The 17,277-nt window shown below is 69.8% G+C and carries 18 protein-coding genes, 2 tRNA genes and 1 pseudogene; 13 read left to right on the forward strand and 8 right to left on the reverse strand.

Annotated elements, in window-relative coordinates:
• The first annotated feature begins 30 nt into the window (after positions 1 to 30).
• From F1193_RS01170 to F1193_RS01185, 4 genes are all read left to right on the forward strand, one after another.
• A complete protein-coding gene (locus F1193_RS01170; RefSeq protein WP_150095843.1) occupies positions 31 to 330 on the forward strand; it encodes a S4 domain-containing protein in 300 nt (99 codons plus the stop codon).
• A gap of 125 nt (positions 331 to 455) precedes the next feature.
• Positions 456 to 791, forward strand: a complete 336-nt coding sequence (fdxA, locus tag F1193_RS01175) for a ferredoxin FdxA (RefSeq protein ID WP_150095844.1) — start codon at positions 456 to 458, stop codon at positions 789 to 791.
• 548 nt (positions 792 to 1,339) lie between these two features.
• Positions 1,340 to 1,942 carry a CarD family transcriptional regulator gene (locus F1193_RS01180; RefSeq protein ID WP_150095845.1) on the forward strand — a complete coding sequence of 201 codons (603 nt, stop codon included), beginning with the start codon at positions 1,340 to 1,342 and terminating at the stop codon, positions 1,940 to 1,942.
• Between the two features lie 955 nt (positions 1,943 to 2,897).
• The gene (locus F1193_RS01185) at positions 2,898 to 3,767 is read left to right on the forward strand and encodes an RNA polymerase factor sigma-32 (RefSeq protein WP_150095846.1); all 870 of its coding nucleotides are present in this window, start codon (positions 2,898 to 2,900) and stop codon (positions 3,765 to 3,767) included.
• A gap of 51 nt (positions 3,768 to 3,818) precedes the next feature.
• Here F1193_RS01185 and F1193_RS01190 read toward each other — a convergent pair whose 3' ends face one another.
• The gene (locus tag F1193_RS01190) at positions 3,819 to 5,297 is read right to left on the reverse strand and encodes a M48 family metalloprotease (protein WP_150096002.1); all 1,479 of its coding nucleotides are present in this window, start codon (positions 5,295 to 5,297) and stop codon (positions 3,819 to 3,821) included.
• Positions 5,298 to 5,401: 104 nt separating this feature from the next.
• Positions 5,402 to 6,112: a thermonuclease family protein gene (locus F1193_RS01195; RefSeq protein ID WP_150095847.1), complete on the reverse strand. Its 711-nt coding sequence runs from the start codon at positions 6,110 to 6,112 to the stop codon at positions 5,402 to 5,404.
• 435 nt (positions 6,113 to 6,547) lie between these two features.
• Here F1193_RS01195 and F1193_RS01200 point away from each other — a divergent pair.
• Positions 6,548 to 6,624: transfer RNA gene (locus F1193_RS01200), tRNA-Arg, on the forward strand.
• Between the two features lie 300 nt (positions 6,625 to 6,924).
• Here the strand turns inward: F1193_RS01200 and F1193_RS01205 are convergent.
• A tRNA-Ala gene (locus F1193_RS01205) sits at positions 6,925 to 7,000 on the reverse strand.
• 192 nt (positions 7,001 to 7,192) lie between these two features.
• Here F1193_RS01205 and F1193_RS01210 point away from each other — a divergent pair.
• From F1193_RS01210 to folD, 3 genes are all read left to right on the forward strand, one after another.
• Entirely contained in the window at positions 7,193 to 7,471 is a 279-nt protein-coding gene (locus F1193_RS01210; protein ID WP_150095848.1) for a YggT family protein, read from the forward strand.
• Positions 7,472 to 7,589: 118 nt separating this feature from the next.
• Positions 7,590 to 7,913, forward strand: coding sequence for a DUF167 family protein (locus F1193_RS01215; protein WP_150095849.1), 324 nt, complete (start codon positions 7,590 to 7,592; stop codon positions 7,911 to 7,913).
• Entirely contained in the window at positions 7,910 to 8,794 is an 885-nt protein-coding gene (gene folD / locus F1193_RS01220) for a bifunctional methylenetetrahydrofolate dehydrogenase/methenyltetrahydrofolate cyclohydrolase FolD (RefSeq protein WP_150095850.1), read from the forward strand. The genes F1193_RS01215 and folD overlap by 4 nt, the downstream gene beginning before the upstream one ends.
• Before the next feature lie 46 nt (positions 8,795 to 8,840).
• Here folD and F1193_RS01225 read toward each other — a convergent pair.
• Together F1193_RS01225 and F1193_RS01230 are read right to left on the reverse strand one after the other, a co-directional pair.
• Positions 8,841 to 9,456 (reverse strand): annotated as a pseudogene (locus F1193_RS01225) (DsbA family protein).
• A 165-nt stretch (positions 9,457 to 9,621) separates the two neighbouring features.
• Entirely contained in the window at positions 9,622 to 10,407 is a 786-nt protein-coding gene (locus tag F1193_RS01230) for an SDR family NAD(P)-dependent oxidoreductase (protein ID WP_150095851.1), read from the reverse strand.
• Positions 10,408 to 10,665: 258 nt separating this feature from the next.
• Here F1193_RS01230 and F1193_RS01235 point away from each other — a divergent pair, with 258 nt between their 5' ends.
• On the forward strand, positions 10,666 to 11,067 hold the full coding sequence (locus F1193_RS01235; RefSeq protein ID WP_150095852.1) for a YkvA family protein: 402 nt from the start codon (positions 10,666 to 10,668) through the stop codon (positions 11,065 to 11,067).
• 373 nt (positions 11,068 to 11,440) lie between these two features.
• Here the strand turns inward: F1193_RS01235 and F1193_RS01240 are convergent, their stop codons facing one another.
• On the reverse strand, positions 11,441 to 12,415 hold the full coding sequence (locus F1193_RS01240) for an NADPH:quinone oxidoreductase family protein (protein WP_150095853.1): 975 nt from the start codon (positions 12,413 to 12,415) through the stop codon (positions 11,441 to 11,443).
• Positions 12,416 to 12,535: 120 nt separating this feature from the next.
• Between F1193_RS01240 and F1193_RS01245 the strand changes: the two genes are divergently transcribed.
• Positions 12,536 to 13,213 (forward strand): LysE family translocator, encoded by a 678-nt coding sequence (locus F1193_RS01245; RefSeq protein WP_150095854.1) that lies wholly within the window; start codon positions 12,536 to 12,538, stop codon positions 13,211 to 13,213.
• An 86-nt stretch (positions 13,214 to 13,299) separates the two neighbouring features.
• Here the strand turns inward: F1193_RS01245 and F1193_RS01250 are convergent, their stop codons facing one another.
• Both F1193_RS01250 and rlmN read right to left on the reverse strand, forming a co-directional pair.
• Positions 13,300 to 13,845: a hypothetical protein gene (locus tag F1193_RS01250; protein ID WP_150095855.1), complete on the reverse strand. Its 546-nt coding sequence runs from the start codon at positions 13,843 to 13,845 to the stop codon at positions 13,300 to 13,302.
• Between the two features lie 7 nt (positions 13,846 to 13,852).
• A complete protein-coding gene (gene rlmN / locus F1193_RS01255) occupies positions 13,853 to 15,139 on the reverse strand; it encodes a dual-specificity RNA methyltransferase RlmN (RefSeq protein ID WP_150096003.1) in 1,287 nt (428 codons plus the stop codon).
• A gap of 177 nt (positions 15,140 to 15,316) precedes the next feature.
• On the opposite strand from rlmN, the gene F1193_RS01260 reads away from it, so the two are divergent.
• The 3 genes from F1193_RS01260 to F1193_RS01270 all read left to right on the forward strand — a co-directional run bounded on the left by F1193_RS01260 (position 15,317) and on the right by F1193_RS01270 (position 17,251).
• Positions 15,317 to 16,015 (forward strand): carbonic anhydrase, encoded by a 699-nt coding sequence (locus F1193_RS01260; RefSeq protein WP_150095856.1) that lies wholly within the window; start codon positions 15,317 to 15,319, stop codon positions 16,013 to 16,015.
• A gap of 131 nt (positions 16,016 to 16,146) precedes the next feature.
• Complete coding sequence (locus tag F1193_RS01265; protein ID WP_150095857.1) at positions 16,147 to 16,695, forward strand: YeeE/YedE thiosulfate transporter family protein; 549 nt, start codon at positions 16,147 to 16,149, stop codon at positions 16,693 to 16,695.
• A 10-nt stretch (positions 16,696 to 16,705) separates the two neighbouring features.
• Positions 16,706 to 17,251: a YeeE/YedE thiosulfate transporter family protein gene (locus F1193_RS01270; RefSeq protein WP_246164056.1), complete on the forward strand. Its 546-nt coding sequence runs from the start codon at positions 16,706 to 16,708 to the stop codon at positions 17,249 to 17,251.
• Positions 17,252 to 17,277: the final 26 nt, after the last annotated feature.

The raw sequence follows: 17,277 nt of genomic DNA on the forward strand, positions 1-17,277 counted from the left end.
GGCCGGACGCCGTGACCGGAAGACGCCGCCATGACCGGCGGGGCCGGGCAGCGCATCGATCTCGTCTTGTGGCATGCGCGGATCGTGCGCACCCGCGCCGATGCCGCGGCGCTGGCCCGGGCCGGGCGTGTCCGCGTCAATGGGGCGCGGGTGACCGGCGCCGCCCGGCTGGTCAGGCTGGGCGACGTGATCACCGTGGCGCTGCATGGCGGGGTCCGGGTGGTGCGCCTGCTCGGCTTCGCCGCGCGGCGGGGCCGGGCCGAGGACGCCCGGGCGCTGATCGAGGACGTCCCGGAAACGGACGAACCCGGGCAGCGTGGCATGCGCTGACCGCATGCCGCCGGCTCTGTCGCGGGTGAAGGAAACCTTCAGGCTTGCCGGCGCGGTTCGCCTCGGATAGGGGGGTGTCCGAAATCCGACACATGCCGGTTGTCACCCGCGTCTCAGGGGCTGAAATGACCTACGTCGTTACCGAGAACTGCATCAAGTGCAAGTACATGGACTGCGTGGAGGTGTGTCCGGTCGACTGCTTCTACGAAGGCGAGAACATGCTCGTCATCAATCCGGACGAGTGCATCGACTGCGGCGTGTGCGAGCCCGAGTGCCCGGCGGAGGCGATCAAGCCGGACACCGAGCCGGAACTCGACGCGTGGCTGGCGCTGAACGCCCAATACGCCACCCAGTGGCCCAACGTCACCGCCAAGCGCGAGCCGCCGGCGGACGCCAAGGATTGGGACGGCATCGCCGGCAAGAAGGCGCAGTTTTCGCCGAATCCCGGCGAAGGCGACTGACGTCGCCGGGTGACGCCACCATCGCGGCAAATGGGCGCCCGCCGGCCGGCGGGGGCGCCCAAGTTCAAATATGTCTTTGATTTTTTGGCTGTTCGTGATAGCGTTTTTGAACAGTCGAATTCATTCGCGCTGAAGCGCTCCCCAAAGCAGGAACTCCCCAAAGCAGGAACACGTGGAACAGCCACGGTTTTGGGCCATGGCATTTTGCAGGCATGCGCCGATCGCAGAGTGCCGGGACCTATCTTGTCATCATGCACTGTCGTCATGTCATGGTGGGTTCCAGACTCTTTGCCGCGTGGGAGCGGGGTTCGGGTTGGTCGACTTTGAAGCGCGCCAGTGACGGTGATCCGTTGTCGAGGGCGGGCAGACTTGGTGCGAAGGACATTCGTTCTGTCGGCTGACTGGCCAATCCCACAGGACTCGAACTCCCTTCAGGACTCGAAGTTCCTCAGGGCCGGCAGCAAAGCGGACGCGCCTTCGGGCGCATCGTGGAAGGATTTTCGGCCGCTTCGCTCAGGCGCCGGCCAAATCCAGGAGTGTAAAAGCGCATGACCGCCAAGAAGACGGCCGCGACCCAGACCCGTCATGGTTTCAAGACGAATGAGTACATCGTCTATCCGGCTCATGGCGTCGGCCAGATCGTTGCCATCGAAGAACAAGAAGTTGCCGGTTTCAAACTTGAATTGTTCGTGATCTCCTTCGAGAAGGAGAAGATGAAGCTTCGCGTTCCGACCAGCAAAGCCCTTGCGGTCGGCATGCGCAAGCTCGCCGAAGGCAATGTGGTCAAGAAGGGGCTGGACACCCTGAAGGGCCGCGCCCGCATCAAGCGGACGATGTGGTCGCGCCGGGCGCAGGAATACGAGGCCAAGATCAACTCCGGCGACCTCGTGGCCATCGCCGAGGTCGTGCGCGATCTCTACCGCTCCGAACAGCAGCCCGAGCAGTCCTATTCCGAACGCCAGCTGTTCGAGCAGGCGCTCGATCGCATGGCCCGCGAACTGGCGGCGGTCGAGGATCTCACCGAGACCGAGGCGATCAAGCGCATTGAGGCGCAGCTCGCCAAGGGTCCGCGCCGCGCCGGCAAGGCCGAAGAGGCCGACAACGATGTCGATGTCGATGTCGAGGCCGACACCGAGGCCGAGGCGGCCTGAGCGGGTTTCCGAAAAGTCGCCCATAAGGGGCGGCCCGGCATCGCCGGAACCGGCATGATCGCGAAGATCACCAAAGGCCCGGCGCAAGCCGGGCCTTTGCCGTTCGGCGGCGATGCGGCCGCCGTTGGCGATCGGCGCGGCGCGATCTCCCTGTCTCCAACGCGCTCCCCGGCTGAGGTCTTCAGGCCGCGGTCTCAAGGGGCTCTGATCCCGTTTCCGGTCGATCCCCTCGGGATGGGCGGAAGCGATCTCGCCGAAACCCTCTTGTTCGATGGCGGGATTTCCGACGATCGGACGACCGATCTTCGGCGTGGTCGGCCGCACTGCGCGTGCCCCCTGCGACAACATGCCTCAATGTCAGGGGCCGGCCGCCGACACGCTGCTGTCGGCCGGGCCCCGGTCCAGCGCGATTGAGCATGTCAACGCAACATCTTGGAGAGTCCGCCAAGTTATTGAGTTGTCGCATTCTCTTTCGCAAGACCGGCGTCCACTTTTGCGGAGAATGCTTTCGCCCGGTCTCTCGCCCGCGCCGCGTCATGCCGGGGCCGCAAACCGTGACTCGTCATGCCGCGCCTGAAGCCAAGCCTGCCAAGGCGCAAACATTGCTTCCCGCGGGCATCCGCGCCTTCAAATGACATCCAAAACAGAGACGTGGAGAGCCGTGGCGGGCCCGGCCATGACGTCGACGGGTCAAGGCCTTGCGCCGCGGGTATCACCCTTGCTAACAATTAATTGAACGCGCAATAATTTATCGTGCGCGATATTTCCGCTAGACATCAATCGGTACGCCAGACTTCGCCGCTGCCCAGGGCGGAACAAGGCGGCCCCGCGCCACGTTTTCACCTTGCTTGTGGCCGGATCCGACAGGGTACGTAAATATTTGGGTACGTAAATATTCGTAAGCCTGAATTTGAACGGGCAGGACGTGAATCGGGAAAGTCGACGGGAGAGCGGCATGAACCGGGTGATGGGTATCCGCCAGCGTTTCGTGAAGGCAGCGATGAACGCCCCCTTCCTTGGGCGCGAGGAAGAGCACGATCTGGCGGTGCGCTGGAAGAGCGAGGGCGACCAGGCGGCGCTGCACCGGCTCGCCTCGGCCCACATCCGTCTGGTGATCGCCATTGCCGCGCGGTTCAAGCACTACAACCTGCCGATGGCCGACCTGATCCAGGAGGGCCATGTCGGTCTCCTGGAGGCGGCCGCGCGGTTCGATCCGGAGCGCGAGGTGCGGTTCTCGACCTACGCCACGTGGTGGATCCGCGCCGCCATCCAGGACTTCATCCTGCGCAACTGGTCGATCGTTCGCGGCGGCACCTCCTCGGCGCAGAAGGCGCTGTTCTTCAATCTGCGGCGCATCCGCGCCCGCCTCGCCCAGCGCGGCGAGGACGGGCCGGCCTCGCAGATGTACCAGACCATCGCCGAGGAGATCGGGGTGTCGGTGAACGACGTGGCGGTGATGGACTGCCGCCTCACCGGGCACGACATGTCGCTGAACGCGCCGATGGCGGACGCGGATTCCTCCTCCTCGGAGCGGCAGGACTTCCTGGTGTGGGACGGTCCGGGGCCGGACGAGCTGGTGGGCGAGGAGATCGACCGGGTCCGCCGGGTGAAATGGCTGCGTGCGGCCATGGCGGTGCTGTCGGAGCGCGAGCTGCGCATCCTGCGCGAGCGCCGGCTGGTCGACAACGCCGCGACGCTGGAGGCGCTGGGCTCGCGGATGGGCATCTCCAAGGAGCGCGTCCGCCAGATCGAGACGCGGGCGATGGAGAAGCTGCGCCAAGCCCTCGACGCCCAGCAGCCGGACGCCCGCGCCGCGCTGGTCTGATGCGCCTCATCCGAACCCGACGCCCGGCCGGTGCGGTAGGGCGCGTGGGGTCTATTCGACCACGATCTTGACCTTCTGGCCGGGCTGGAGCGGGGTGCCGCGTTCCAGCCCGTTCAGCACCAGGAAACGGTCGAGCGGGTGGTCGAGCGGCGCCATGCGCCCGGACAGGCTTTCGGCGGTCTCCCCCGGCTGGACGGTGACGATCTTGAGCCGCAGCGGGCGCAGCTTGTCGGCCTCCTGCAGGCTTACGCGCCGGAAGGATTGCGCCGCGGCCCGGAACTGCCGGTCGATCTCGGGGGTCAGCGAGCGGGCGGCGAAGATCAGCCGGTAGACCTCGCTGCCGAAGCGGATGGCGTAGAGTCGGAACGACCATTCGCGCCCGCGCGCCACCGCGGTTGCCGCCTCGAAGCCGTTCAGCGACAGCGCCTCGACCGAGGGCGTCTCCACGCCGTCGATCCAGCCGGCGGCGAGGTAGGTCGCCAGATCCTCGGTGCCGCCGGGCCGGGCGGCGTCGAGCCGCAGCGCCTCGCGCCCGCCGGACGAGGCGCCGAGAACCGCCTGCGGCGTGTTCTCCAGCGAGAACCCCTCCGGCGCCACGAACGTGAAGCCGAGCTTGGGATGGATGAAGCGCCGGCCGCGCACATAGCCCTCGCTGGGGTCGTCGCCGTAGGCGAGCCCGTCGATCTGGGCGAGGTAGCGGTCGCGGTCGCGCTCGCCGGTGCCGCCGGGACCGGCGAACTGCCGGGCATAGGTGACGACGATCGCCAGCCGGTCGGGCGTGGAGGGGTGGGTGGACAGGAAGTCGAGGGCCTCGCCTGAGCCGCGGGCGGAGTCGGCGCCGAGCGCCTGGTCGCGCAGGATGCCGTGGCGGGCGAGCGAGGTGAGGAAGCGCGAGGCGCCGTAGGGATCGAACCCGCCGCGGGCGCTGATGCCGACGCCGATCGCATCCGCCTCCAGCTCCTGCTGGCGGGAGAAGCTGGCGATGCTCAGCTTGGAGCGGGCGAGCGACAGCGCGCCGAGCTGCGGGTCCTGCAGCACGTCCGAGATCACCTTCGACACGATCGCCGCTTGCCGCACCTGCTCCTCGCGCTCCACGGCGTGGCGGGCGACCACGTGGGCCATCTCGTGCGAGAGCACCGAGGCAAGCTCGGCGCGGTCGTTGGCGAGCGCCAGCAGGCCGCGGGTGACGTAGAGCGAGCCCGACGGCAGCGCGAAGGCATTGACGGAGGGCGAATTGAGGAGGGTGACGCGGTAGCGCAGGTCCGGCCGGTCGGACGCCGCCACCAGCCGCGCGACGGTGACTTCGATCGACGCCCGCAGCGCCGGATCCTTGTACTCGCCGCCATAGCTGGCGAGGATGCGGGCGTGCTCGCGCTCCTCGCCGCGCGCGGGCGGCGGCGGCGAGGTCAGGCGCGCCCGCGGCACGTCGGTGTCGGGCCGGTCGAGATCGGGCAGGCCGATCGAGCCGCAGCCGGCGACGAGCCCGGCCAGCAGCGCTGCCCGCAGCGCGCGCGCCGTCTGGCCCGCCAGGACGAGGCCGGCCTGCCACCAGCCATTGGCCGCGGGGCTGCCGGACGGCCCGAGCCCGCTCAATCCGAACCTGGTCAACTTGAATCCGATCAACCTGAACCCGATCACTTGGCGGCCTCAAGACGTTCGATCTGGTCGGGCGTCTGCGCCTCGATCGCCGGGCCGCCGCGGGCCTCGATATGGCCGCGCACCCGGATCGTCTCGCCGACCATCCCGGCAAGCTCCAGGCCAGCCTGGGCGAAGGCCCGGCGGTCGCGCGCCGCGACCATCACCGTGAAGTCCTCGCGCCAGCGCCGGCCGAAATTGACATAGACCGTGCGGCCGCGGGTGTTGACGGCGGAAATGCGGCCTTCCACCAGCGCGTAGCGGCCCGCCAGGGCATTCAGGCGGGCAAGATCGCGTGCGGCCACCGGCTGGTTGGCCGCCTCCGCCCAGCGGCCCTTGCCCGCGCGCCGCGCCGCCTGCTCGCGCGCCAGCAGCGGCCGGACGCAGCGGGCGCCGGGACGCGGGGCGACGACGGCGAGCCCCTGCGCCACCAGTTGCGCCTCCAGCCAGGACGGTGGCGCGCCGTCCGGCCCGGCCACCGTCACCGCACCGGCCGGCAGCCGGCCCCAGCGGTCCGGCGCGCCGGCGCCGCGAATCTCCACCGCCCGGCCGAGCGACTGATCCGCCAGCCAAGCGGTGGCCGCCCCCTCAAGCCGCAGCGCCGGGAAGGTCGCCAGCGCGCCGCCGGCCAGCCGCAGGCCGCCCTCGCCGAGCGCGGCCACGCGGTCGCGAATCACCCCCTGCGGTGCGCACGCGTCGACCTCCGCCATGTCGTCCCTTCGCAAATCATCCGCCCAGCCCGGAACGCTCGCCGCAGGCGTTCCTGCTGCGCACAGCGCCGCCGCCAAGCCAAGGGCGCGCCCGCCGCCGCGACGGGTCCGCCCGTCCGACCTCAACCCCATGCCGCCAGTCTCCTGCGCCCAAACAAGAGCGCCAATCGGGCGACAGTGCGGCATCCCGGTGGGTGAGGCGTGTGACGCGGCAGATCGCCCGCGCGGGCGCGTTGTGGTAGGACGGCGGCCGGATCGGCGTGCGGGGCCGGCCGAGGTTCTGACCGCCGGTCTCGGCGACGGGCCTCGATCATCCGACGCGATCGCCGCTCGTGATCACGAGTCTTGATCAGCGGGGGCCGATCGCATCATATGATGAGCACCTCCGCCGCGCATGGCGGCGGAGCGACGAAACGCGGACAACGAGGGTTCCACCTCCCGGTAGCTCAGCAGGATAGAGCACAGGTTTCCTAAACCTGGGGTCAGGGGTTCGATTCCCTTCCGGGAGGCCATTTTCCGCGTGTCCAGCCGTGCCGGGGCGTGCTCCAAGCCGGCGATGCTTCAGGCCCGTGGTGCTGCAGCCCTGCGTCTTCGAGCGGCGTGCGCCCTTCCTGGCGCGACCATGAAACCGTGCTGATCGATGGGGCCCAGGCCGTGCGCGCGGTCTCTCGTGCGCGCGGTCTCTATCGCCGCAGACGTGGCCAGCCGGCCTGTCGATGTTTGACGGTGGGGAGGGTCGAGTGCCGGAAACGTGAGGCCCGTCAGGACCCAGGCCGATTTGAGAGCCGGGGCGGGAGAGACAGGTGGCGGGCTGGTGGAGCCGAGGGGATTCGAACCCCTGACCTCTGCAGTGCGATTGCAGCGCTCTCCCAACTGAGCTACGGCCCCGCCACGCGGCGCCTTTTAGGTGTGCCGGCCCCACAAAGTCAATGGCGTTCGCGCGGCGCAGACGATCCGCCGGCCGGGCGGGCTTGATGGGACGGCTTGCAGAGGACGGCTTGCAGAGCTTGCAGAGGAAGGCTTGCAGCGGGCGTCCGCCCCCTATAGTCATTGCGCCAGCGAGGCACGAGGGGCGCTGCCATGAACTCGATCCTGTGGCTGTTCGACACAATCATCACGCTGTACGTCTGGATTCTGATCGCCTCGGCCGTGCTGTCGTGGCTGGTCGCCTTCAACGTGGTCAACCCGCGCAATCCCACCGTGGCGCAGGTCGGCGAAGCGCTGTGGCGGCTCACCGAGCCGGCGCTCGCCCCCATCCGGCGGGTGCTGCCCAGTTTCGGCGGGCTCGACCTGTCGCCGGTGGTGCTGATCATTGGCCTGTTCTTCATCCGCAATCTGGTGTTCGAGATCCTTCTCTGACGCTGCGGCGCCGGACCGAATCCTCCCCGGCCGGCAGTCCAGGTTCGACGCTTCAAGCCATCGTGCTGATGCATTCTCGCGCGCAAGATCGGGTTTCACCTTTGCGGGGAATGCTCTGATGGCCGACGAACCCGCTTGGCGCGCCGTCGGCGGCGGTCTCACCGTCACCGTGCGCCTGACGCCGCGCGGCGGGCGCGACGCGCTCGACGGCCTCGCACAGCTTTCCGACGGGCGCCGCGTGGTGGCGGCGCGGGTGCGCGCGGTGCCGGAGGCCGGCGCCGCCAACGCCGCGCTATTGACGCTGATCGCCGACGCCCTGGGGGTGGCGCGCCGCGACGTCGAGCTCGTCGCCGGCGCCACCGGACGACTCAAGACACTGCATGTGACGGGCGATCCGGCGGCGCTGGCCGCGGCGCTCAGCAAAGCGACGGAGACGGCATGAGCGCGACCCTGATCGACGGCAAGGCCATCGCGGCGGACCTGCGGGCCAAGGTGGCGGCGGCAGCCTCCCGCCTTGCCCGGGACCATGGGCTGGTGCCCGGCCTCGCCGTGGTGCTGGTGGGCGAGGATCCGGCGAGCGCGGTCTATGTCCGCAACAAGGGCAAGGCGACGGTCGAGGCGGGCCTCGCCTCCTTCGAGCACAAGCTGGCGGCCACGACCTCGCAGGCCGAGCTTCTGGCGCTGGTTTCGCGCCTCAATGCCGACCCGGCGGTCCACGGCATCCTGGTGCAGCTGCCGCTGCCGCCGCAGATCGACGCCCAGGCGGTTATCGAGGCGATCGATCCGGCAAAGGACGTCGACGGCTTCCACCCGGTCAATGCCGGGCGGCTGTCGGCCGGCCTGCCGGCGCTGGTGCCGTGCACCCCGGTCGGCTGCGTGATCCTGGCCAAGACGGTGCGGCCGCAGCTCGCGGGCTGCGAGGCGGTGGTGGTCGGCCGCTCCAACATCGTCGGCAAGCCGGTGGCGCAGCTCCTGCTGGCCGAGAACTGCACCGTGACGATCGCCCATTCGAAGACGCGCGACCTGCCGGGGGTGTGCTGGCGCGCCGACATCCTGGTGGCGGCGGTCGGCCGGCCGGAGATGATTCGCGGCGACTGGATCAAGCCCGGCGCCATCGTCATCGATGTCGGCATCAACCGCGTCGAGGCCGGCGAAGGCAAGACGAAGCTGGTCGGCGACGTGGCGTTCGCCGAGGCGGCGGCGGTGGCCGGCGCGATCACCCCGGTGCCGGGCGGCGTCGGGCCGATGACCATCGCCTGCCTGCTGGCCAACACGCTCAAGGCCGCGTCGATGCAGGCCGGGCTGCCGGCGCCGGCGGTCTGACGGACACCCCGAAGGATCGGCCGGACGTCCAGCAACGCCTCCGGCGTCAGGCCGGGAGCCCCCAGCGCTGGCCCTTGGCCCAGGCCAGCGCATCGGCCAGCCGGTCGCTGCCCCAGAACAGCTCGCCATCCGCCGTCACGAAGCTCGGCGCGCCGTAGATGCCGAGCTGCTCCGCCCGGGCAGTGGCGGCGCGCAGCGCGGCCTTGACGTCGTCGGCGCCGCTGCGCGCCAGCAGGGCCTCCGCATCATGGCCGAGGCCGGCGGCGAGCCGGCCGATCACCGCCCCTGTCAGAAATATCGTCGCCGTCCACGAACTCGGCGCGGAACACCGCCCGCGAGAACGCCGGGCGGTCGGCGTCGGCGAGAGCGGTGGCGACCCGCGCCGCCAACAGGCCGTTGGCCGGGAACGGGTCGGGCCGGACGATGGCGGGATGGCCGAGCTGGGCGGCGCGGCGGGCGAGATCGCGCCACATGTTGCGGCCCTTGAGCGGGAACAGGTTGAACGGCGAGGTGGTGTAGCCCTGGCCGGCGAAGATCGGCCCGAGCAGGAACGGCCGCCAGGATACGCCGACGCCGGCGCGCCGCGCCGCCGCCTCGACCTCCTCGGCGGCGAGGAAGGAGTAGGTCGAGGCGAACTCGTACCAGAACTCGATGGTTGCCATACCTCCCCCGCCTGTCGTCCGGAGTTTTTGAGTCGGTGCAGTCTCTTGCGCAAAACCGGTTTCCACTTTTGCTGAGACTGCTCTCGTGGATTACATCCACAGGATCAATATCTTGTGGGCCGACTTGTCCTGACATTTGCGGACGCAAATGTCAGGGCCGGACCATTAGCGCGGCGGCAGGCGCAGGCCGCCGTCGAGCCGGATCTGGGCGCCGTTCAGCATGTCGTTTTCGACGATATGGCAGACCAGCGCGGCGAACTCCTCCGGCCGGCCGAGCCGCGTCGGGAACGGCACGCCGGCGGCGAGGGACTTGCGCAAGTCCTCGTCCAGGCTGTCGAACATCGAGGTGTGGAACAGGCCGGGCTGGATGGAGCACACGCGGATGCCCTCGCGGGCGAGGTCGCGCGCCGCCGGCAGCGTCATCGCCTGGATGCCGCCCTTGGAGGCGGCGTAGGCGATCTGGCCGATCTGGCCTTCGACGGCGGCGATCGAGGAGGCGTTGACGACCACCCCGCGGCTGCCGTCCGGGCCCACCGGATGCAGCGTCGCCATGCCGGCGGCGCTCTTCGACATCACATTGAACGTGCCGACCAGATTGACGGTGATCACGCGGATGAAGGCGTCGAGCTCGTGCGGCCGGTAGAAGCCGTGCTCGCGGTCCTTGGTCGCGGTCTTCTGGGCGATCACGATGCCGGCGCAGTTGACGGCGATTCGCTCCTGGCCGTTGATCGAGCGCGCCCGCGCCAGGCCGTCCTCCACCGATTGCTCGCTCGCGACATCGACCGTGCAGAACAGGCCGCCGATCTCCTGCGCCACCCGCTCGCCGCGCGCGGCGTTGAGATCGAACAACGCCACCTTGGCGCCGCGCGCCGCCAGCGCCCGCGCCGTCGCCTCGCCAAGCCCGGATGCGCCGCCGGTGACGACGGCGGCGACGTTGGAACCGATCATCATTGCCTGTTTCCCCCCTGGAGCATTTCGGTCGCGGCGGCAGGAGCCAAGGCGGCGACGGACCATGCTCGATTCCGGAAGCTTGGAGCGAGTGGCCCGACACAGTCAAACCGGCCGTTGCATACCGCTGATGCAAACCGCCGCGGCAAGCCAGCCGTCGCGGTCCGGCCTGCGGCCAGGGGACGCCTTGATCCCGGCCGCTTGCGGGCCCACCTCGAATGGCAAGCGCGGCCTGACGGCGCGCGCCAGGGAGACGTTACGATGGACCGCTTTGCCGGCTCGGCCGTGTGGGGCCTGAAGGGATCGGCGGATCAGGGGTCGGGCCAGGGTGGGGGTCAGGACGCGGGCGAGGCGGCGGCGACGCTGCGCGGCTTCTGGGCCAAGCTCGCGCACACCCTTGCCCGGGTGCCGTTCGCCGAGGATCTGGTCGCGGCCTATTATTGCGTCATCGACCGCGACACCCCGCCGCAGGTGCGCGCCACGCTGGCCGGTGCGCTCGCCTATTTCCTGCTGCCGGCCGACGCGGTGCCGGACATCCTGGCCGGGCTCGGCTTCACCGACGATGCGGCGGTGCTGGTGGCGGCGCTGAAGCTGGTCGGCGGCCACGTCACCCTTGTCCACCGGGCGGCGGCGCGGGCGGCGCTTGAGCGTGATCCGATCTGACGGCATCAGATCGGACGCTCTAAATTTCTGGTTTGTCGCATTTTCTTTCGCACAACCGGTATCCACTTGTGCGGAAAATGCTCTGGCCCGCCTCGGCCGCGGAGAGCGGCCGGAACGGGACTGATAGGGTTTCCGGTTGATTGGCTCGGCCTCTTCTTCCCTCTCCCCTTGTGGGAGAGGGTGGCGAGACCGAGCGAGGCGAGGTCGAGCCGGGTGAGGGGTAAATGCGGACGCGCGCTTGAAGATTCACCCCTCACCCGCCTCGCGATCTTCGCTCGCTCGGCACCCTCTCCCACAAGGGGAGAGGGAAGGAAGGCGGCTGCCGGCCAGCGGTTATTCCGAGCTGATCAACCGGAAACCGTATGATCGGCGCTCACGGCACCAGCACGACCTTGCCGCGCACCCGCCGGCCGGCGATCGCCTGCAGCGCCGCCGCGGTCTCGGCCAACGGGTAGGTGGCGTCGATCGGCACCGACAGCCGGCCCTCGGCCGCCCAGTCGAACAGCCTGGCCAGCGCGGCACGGAAGGTCTCGCGGTGGCGCCTGGCCCAGCCGCCGAGGTTGACGCCCAGCACGTCCCGGCTGCTGAGCAGCAGCAGGTTCAGCGCGATCTTTGGGATCTCGCCCGCCGCGAAGCCGACCACGAGGAAGCGGCCGCCGAAGGCGGTGCCGCGCAGCGCCGGCTCCGAATAGCGGCCGCCGACCGCGTCATAGACCACGTCGACGCCCGCCCCGCCGGTCAGCGCCCGCAGGCCGGCCTTCAGATCCTGCTGGGTGTAGTCGAGGGTGTCGTCGGCGCCGAGCGACCGGCAGAAGGCGAGCTTGTCGGGGGAGGAGGCGCAGGCGATCACCCGCGCCCCCATCAGCTTGCCGAGCTCGATGGCGGCGACCCCGACGCCGCCCGCCGCCCCCAGCACCGCCAGCGTCTCGCCGGGCTGGAGGCGGGCGCGGTCCTGCAGCGCGTGAAAGGTGGTGCCGTAGACGATGATCAGCGCCGCCGCGCGCTCGAACGAGAGCCCCGCGGGCAGCTTCACGAGCTGGCCGGCCGGCACCGCCACCTTCTCCTGGGCGCAGCCCCAGCGCAGATAGGCGGCGACGCGGTCGCCCGGCGCGAAGCCCTCGACCCCGGGGCCGACCGCGGCCACCACGCCGGCGCATTCGCCGCCCGGCGCGAACGGGCGCGGCGGCCGCTCCTGGTAGCGGTCGGCGATGATCAGCGTGTCGTAGAAGTTCAGCGCCGCCGCCTTCACCGCCACCACCACCTCGCCGGGTCCGGCGTCGGGATCGGGGAGGTCGACGAGTTCGAGCGTCTCGGGCGGGCCCGGACGGGTCGACAGCACGGCTTTCATGAGAGGCTCCGGCAGGTTCGGCCGCACCATAGCCCCTGCGCCGCCGGCACGGGAGGCCCGCGCCGCCCGTCCTTGGTCGAAGGCCCGGGGAAGGATTAGAAGACGTGTCGGAGGTTTTCCATGCTTGCGCTGCCTGAGCTGTCGCTGCCCGTCCTTGCCGTGCCGGCGCCCGACGTGCTGGCCGCCTTCACCCTGGCCTGCGCGGTGCTGATCGTCACGCCGGGGCCGGACATGGCGCTGTTCCTGTCGAAGACCGTGGCGCAGGGGCGGCTCGCGGGGCTCGTCACGCTGGCCGGGGCGCTGTCGGGCATCCTCATCCATTCGGCGCTGGCGGCGGCGGGCCTCTCGGCGCTGCTCGCGGCCTCGGCCACCGCGTTCGACGTGCTGAAGTTCGCGGGCGCGGCCTATCTCATGTGGCTGGCGTGGCAGGCGCTGCGCCACCGCGGCGGACTCGCGCTCGATGCCGCGGCACCCGTCCGCCTGAGCTATCCCCGGCTCTACGCCACCGGGCTCGGCGTCAACCTGCTCAATCCCAAGGTCATTCTGTTCTTCGTGACCTTCCTGCCGCAGTTCGTGGCGGCCGACGATCCGCAGGCGGCCGGCCGGCTGGGCTTCCTCGGCGTCTATTTCATCGTGCTGGCGGCGCCGTCCTGCTCGCTGATGGTGCTGGCGGCCGACCGCATCGCCGGCATCGTGCGCGCCTCGCCGGCGGTGATGCGCGGGATCGACTGGCTGTTCGCCGGCGTGATGGGGGCGTTCGCGCTGAAGCTGATCACCGCCCGGGCGGGGGGGAGCTGACGCCAACGGCGGCGAAAGCCGGCCGTTGGTTCCGGTCGCGGATTTTCGTGAAATCACGGATTTCGGGAATCGAAAATCCGCGAGCCTCAACGGCCCGATGCGTCAGCATCTCGGGTCGATGACGTGATCTGCCTGTTGAGAAAACCGGAGGCGTTGCGTCCGGCGACGAGCCAGTAGACGAAGCCGACCACGCCGCCGGTCGCCGCCATCACCAGCACGGCGCGGGATTCGACAGGTGCGACGGCGGCCGTCGTCTGGTCGAGGGCCAGCAGGTCATAGAAGCCGGCCGCCGCTGCGGCGAGCGCGCCCAGCGCGGCATTGGCGGCCATGTGCAGGGTTAGCGAGCGCCAGCCGAACGCCTCGGCGAGGATCGCCACCAGCGCGCCCGGCATCGCCACCGGCACGATGATCAGCGAGGCGATGAGCAGGCCGAGCATCGAGACCGGATCGAGGCCCTGCTCGGCGCTGAAGAAGGTGAAGAGCCAGGCGAACAGCGCGAACTGGGCGATGATCTCCGGCCCCGCCTCGCCGAAATCGGCCGATGCCAGCGCCGAGACGAGAAACACCAGGCCCGCGCCCGCCGCCACGATCAGGCCGAAGGCGATGACGACGACGCGCCACACTGCGTTCATCGGGCGCCTATTCCGCCGCGGCCATGGCGCGCAGCGCCAGCCGCTCGCGGGCGGAGAGCCGCTCGGTCTCGCTCTTGAGCTGGCCGCAGGCGGCGAAGATGTCGCGGCCGCGCGGCGCCCGCACCGGGCTGGCATAGCCGGCGTCGAACACGATCTCGGAGAAGCGCTCGATGGTCCCCCAGTCCGAGCATTCGTAGGACGTGCCCGGCCAGGGATTGAACGGGATGAGGTTGATCTTGGCCGGGATGCCCCGAAGCAGGCGGATGAGCTCGCGGGCATCGGCCGGGCTGTCGTTCACGCCCTTCAGCATCACGTACTCGAAGGTGATGCGGCGCGCATTCGACAGGCCGGGATAGTCGCGGCAGGCCTGGAGCAGGTCCCGGATCGGATATTTGCGGTTGAGCGGCACCAGCACGTCGCGCAGATCGTCGCGCACCGCGTGCAGCGAGATCGCCAGCATGCAGCCGATCTCGGCGCCGGTGCGCCCGATCATCGGCACCACGCCGGAGGTGGACAGCGTGATGCGCCGCTTGCCGAGCGACAGCCCGTCGCCGTCGGCGACGGTGAGGAGGGCGCGCTTGACCGCCTCGAAATTGAACAGCGGCTCGCCCATGCCCATCATCACGATATTGGTGACGAAGCGGCCGCCATCGGTCGGCACGGTGCCGTCCTCGGGCGGGGACGCCCCCGGCCAGTCGCCCAGCCGGTCGCGCGCCACCAGCATCTGGCCGACAATCTCGGCCTCGGTGAGGTTGCGCACCAGCTTTTGCGTGCCGGTGTGGCAGAAGGCGCAGGTCATGGTGCAGCCGACCTGCGAGGACAGGCACAGCGTGCCGCGGTCGGCCTCGGGGATATACACCGCCTCGACGGCGTGCGGCTTCTCGCCGTCCTCCTGCGCGGGCAGATGGAGCAGCCATTTGCGTGTGCCGTCGACCGACACCTGCTCGGCGGCGACGGCCGGCCGCGCCAGCGAGTAATGGTCGGCGAGCGTGGCGCGCAGGCCCTTGCCGACATTGGTCATGGCGTCGAACTCGGTGACGCCGCGCTCGTAGATCCAGCCCCAGAGCTGCTGCACCCGCATGCGCAGCTCGCGCTCGGGCACGCCGACCTCGAACAGCGCCTTGGCGAGGCCGCCGCGGCCGAGACCGGCGATCGAGGGCTTGCCGGACGCCGAGGCGAGCGCCTTCGGGGCGGCCGCGGGCGCATGCACGTGGTCTTCGGCGGCGGGCTTGGCTCGGGCCTGTTCGCCTGGGGCCTGCTCGCGTGGGGCGGGATGGTCAGCTTGGGGGGTCATTGTCATGGGGGCGGTCATGGGAGGCGGGTCATACCACACCTGCGGCGCGATGACAGGCCGGCAATCGGTGGACGGATCGTCAACGGGCGCGTTGCCGCCAGAACCATTCGCCCCTATGACGTTTCGCCCCTATGACGTTGTCCGCAACCGACGTTGCGGCCTTGAGCGGACGAAGCCATGAGCGAAAAGACCTTGCCTGAGAAAGCCTTCCCTCCCCGGCTGGTCGCCGGCTACCGGGCGTTTCTCGACCGCCGCTACGCCGAGGAGCGCGAGCATTACGAGTCGCTGGCGCAGGGCCAGTCGCCCAAGCTGATGGTGATCGCCTGCTGCGACTCCCGCGTCTCGCCGACCGTGATCTTCGACGCCATACCGGGCGAGCTGTTCACCGTCCGCAACGTCGCCAATCTGGTGCCGCCCTACGAGCCCGGCGGCCACCGCGCCGCCTCGGCGGCGCTGGAATATGCTGTGCTGGCGCTCAAGGTCGAGGACATCGTGGTGCTCGGCCATGCGAGCTGCGGCGGCGTGATGGCCTATGCCCGCCGGCACACCGATCTCGGGGCCGGCGACTTCATCGGCCAATGGATGTCGCTGCTCGAACCGGCGGCGGCCGCCGCCGGCATCGTGCCCGCCCCGGACCTGCCGGACGCAACGGTGGCGCGGCTGGAATATGCCGGCATCCGCCAGTCGCTGGCCAATCTGATGACGTTCCCCTGGGTGCGCGAGCGGGTGGAGGCCGGCCTGCTCCATCTGCACGGCGCCTATTTCGCCATCGCCACCGGGCTTTTGGAGCGGCTCGACCCGGCTACCGACCGCTTCGTGCCGGTGGCGCAGCGCAATCCGTTCCGGGCCGAGGCGGTGGACGCCGACGGCGCGTGATACGGCCTCCGGACGATCCCGTCGGAATGGGCGGAAACCGGATGTGATGGCCGGCGTTGACGGAACAGCGTCGCGACCCTAGAACACATTCAATAATATACATATATTTCGTCAACCGCGCCGGTGTCCCCATGACCGTCAGCTCCCTGTCAACCTCCACCGCCGCCCACGGCCGCATCGACTGGAGCCCCTATCTGGTGGGCGCCGGAATCGGCGTCCTCAGCTGGGTGGTGTTCGTCGTCGTCGCCGCGCCGATCGGCATCACCACCGCGGTGTCGCAGCTTTCGGGCGGGCTCGCGGTGCCGCTGGTCGGCGCCGAGGCCGTGGCGCAGAACGCCTATTGGGCGCGCCATCCGATGCGGCTCGATTATGGAACCCTGTTCCTGGTCGGCACCTTCCTCGGCGCGCTGGCCTCCTCGCTCGCCGCCCGCACCTGGCGGCTGGAGACGGTGCCTGCAGTGTGGGCCGAGCGGTTCGGCCCCTCGCCGCTCAAGCGCTACGCGGTGGCCTTCGTCGGCGGCGTCATCGCCATGTACGGCGCCCGCCTCGCCAATGGCTGCACGTCGGGCAACGGCATCTCGCAGGGGCTGCAGCTCGCGGTGGTCGGCTGGGTGTTCCTGGCGGTGATGTTTACCACCGGCCTTCTCACCGCCTTCATCCTGTTCCGTCAGCCGCGCTGAGGAGACGCCGATGTTCCCGATGACCGGTACCGCCGCCCTCGTCCTCGCCGTGGTGTTCGGCTTCGCCTTCGGCTGGCTGCTCGACCGCGGCCGGGTGACGCACTACGACACCATTATCAACCAGTTCCGATTCAAGGACTTCACCGTCCTCAAGGTGATGCTGACGGCGATCATCGTCGGCGGCGTCGGCGTGCTGGCGCTGGTCGATCTCGGCTTCGCCAAGATGGCGGTACGCGACGCCAATATGGGCGGCGTGCTCCTCGGCTCGGCGCTGTTCGGGGTGGGCATGGTGCTCTACGGCTACTGCCCGGGCACGGGGGTGGCGGCGATCGCCACCGGCAGCGTCCATGCCTTGGTCGGCGCGGTGGGCATGCTGGTCGGCGGCATGCTCTATGGCTTCAACTATCCCTGGCTCAAGGACACGGTGCTGGCGTGGTGGAACCTCGGCCGGGTGACGCTGCCCGACATCACCGGCGTGCCGGCGCTGGTGTTCTTCGCGGCGCTGGCGGCGCTGGCGGTCGCCCTGTTCTCGGCCGTCGAGTCGCGGCGGTTGTGATGCCAGTTTATACTGCCGCCTGAACG

The organism is Blastochloris sulfoviridis (assembly GCF_008630065.1).
Taxonomy (GTDB): Bacteria; Pseudomonadota; Alphaproteobacteria; order Rhizobiales; family Xanthobacteraceae; genus Blastochloris; species Blastochloris sulfoviridis.

What these genes read in the sequence shown, in the direction of transcription:
- F1193_RS01170 (WP_150095843.1), top strand. Translation starts at nt 31, where the DNA reads ATGACCGGCGGGGCCGGGCAGCGCATCGATCTCGTCTTGTGGCATGCG.
- fdxA (WP_150095844.1), top strand. Translation starts at nt 456, where the DNA reads ATGACCTACGTCGTTACCGAGAACTGCATCAAGTGCAAGTACATGGAC.
- F1193_RS01180 (WP_150095845.1), top strand. Translation starts at nt 1,340, where the DNA reads ATGACCGCCAAGAAGACGGCCGCGACCCAGACCCGTCATGGTTTCAAG.
- F1193_RS01185 (WP_150095846.1), top strand. Translation starts at nt 2,898, where the DNA reads ATGAACCGGGTGATGGGTATCCGCCAGCGTTTCGTGAAGGCAGCGATG.
- F1193_RS01195 (WP_150095847.1), bottom strand. Translation starts at nt 6,112, where the DNA reads ATGGCGGAGGTCGACGCGTGCGCACCGCAGGGGGTGATTCGCGACCGC.
- F1193_RS01210 (WP_150095848.1), top strand. Translation starts at nt 7,193, where the DNA reads ATGAACTCGATCCTGTGGCTGTTCGACACAATCATCACGCTGTACGTC.
- F1193_RS01215 (WP_150095849.1), top strand. Translation starts at nt 7,590, where the DNA reads ATGGCCGACGAACCCGCTTGGCGCGCCGTCGGCGGCGGTCTCACCGTC.
- folD (WP_150095850.1), top strand. Translation starts at nt 7,910, where the DNA reads ATGAGCGCGACCCTGATCGACGGCAAGGCCATCGCGGCGGACCTGCGG.
- F1193_RS01230 (WP_150095851.1), bottom strand. Translation starts at nt 10,407, where the DNA reads ATGATGATCGGTTCCAACGTCGCCGCCGTCGTCACCGGCGGCGCATCC.
- F1193_RS01235 (WP_150095852.1), top strand. Translation starts at nt 10,666, where the DNA reads ATGGACCGCTTTGCCGGCTCGGCCGTGTGGGGCCTGAAGGGATCGGCG.
- F1193_RS01240 (WP_150095853.1), bottom strand. Translation starts at nt 12,415, where the DNA reads ATGAAAGCCGTGCTGTCGACCCGTCCGGGCCCGCCCGAGACGCTCGAA.
- F1193_RS01245 (WP_150095854.1), top strand. Translation starts at nt 12,536, where the DNA reads ATGCTTGCGCTGCCTGAGCTGTCGCTGCCCGTCCTTGCCGTGCCGGCG.
- F1193_RS01250 (WP_150095855.1), bottom strand. Translation starts at nt 13,845, where the DNA reads ATGAACGCAGTGTGGCGCGTCGTCGTCATCGCCTTCGGCCTGATCGTG.
- rlmN (WP_150096003.1), bottom strand. Translation starts at nt 15,139, where the DNA reads ATGACCCCCCAAGCTGACCATCCCGCCCCACGCGAGCAGGCCCCAGGC.
- F1193_RS01260 (WP_150095856.1), top strand. Translation starts at nt 15,317, where the DNA reads ATGAGCGAAAAGACCTTGCCTGAGAAAGCCTTCCCTCCCCGGCTGGTC.
- F1193_RS01265 (WP_150095857.1), top strand. Translation starts at nt 16,147, where the DNA reads ATGACCGTCAGCTCCCTGTCAACCTCCACCGCCGCCCACGGCCGCATC.
- F1193_RS01270 (WP_246164056.1), top strand. Translation starts at nt 16,706, where the DNA reads ATGTTCCCGATGACCGGTACCGCCGCCCTCGTCCTCGCCGTGGTGTTC.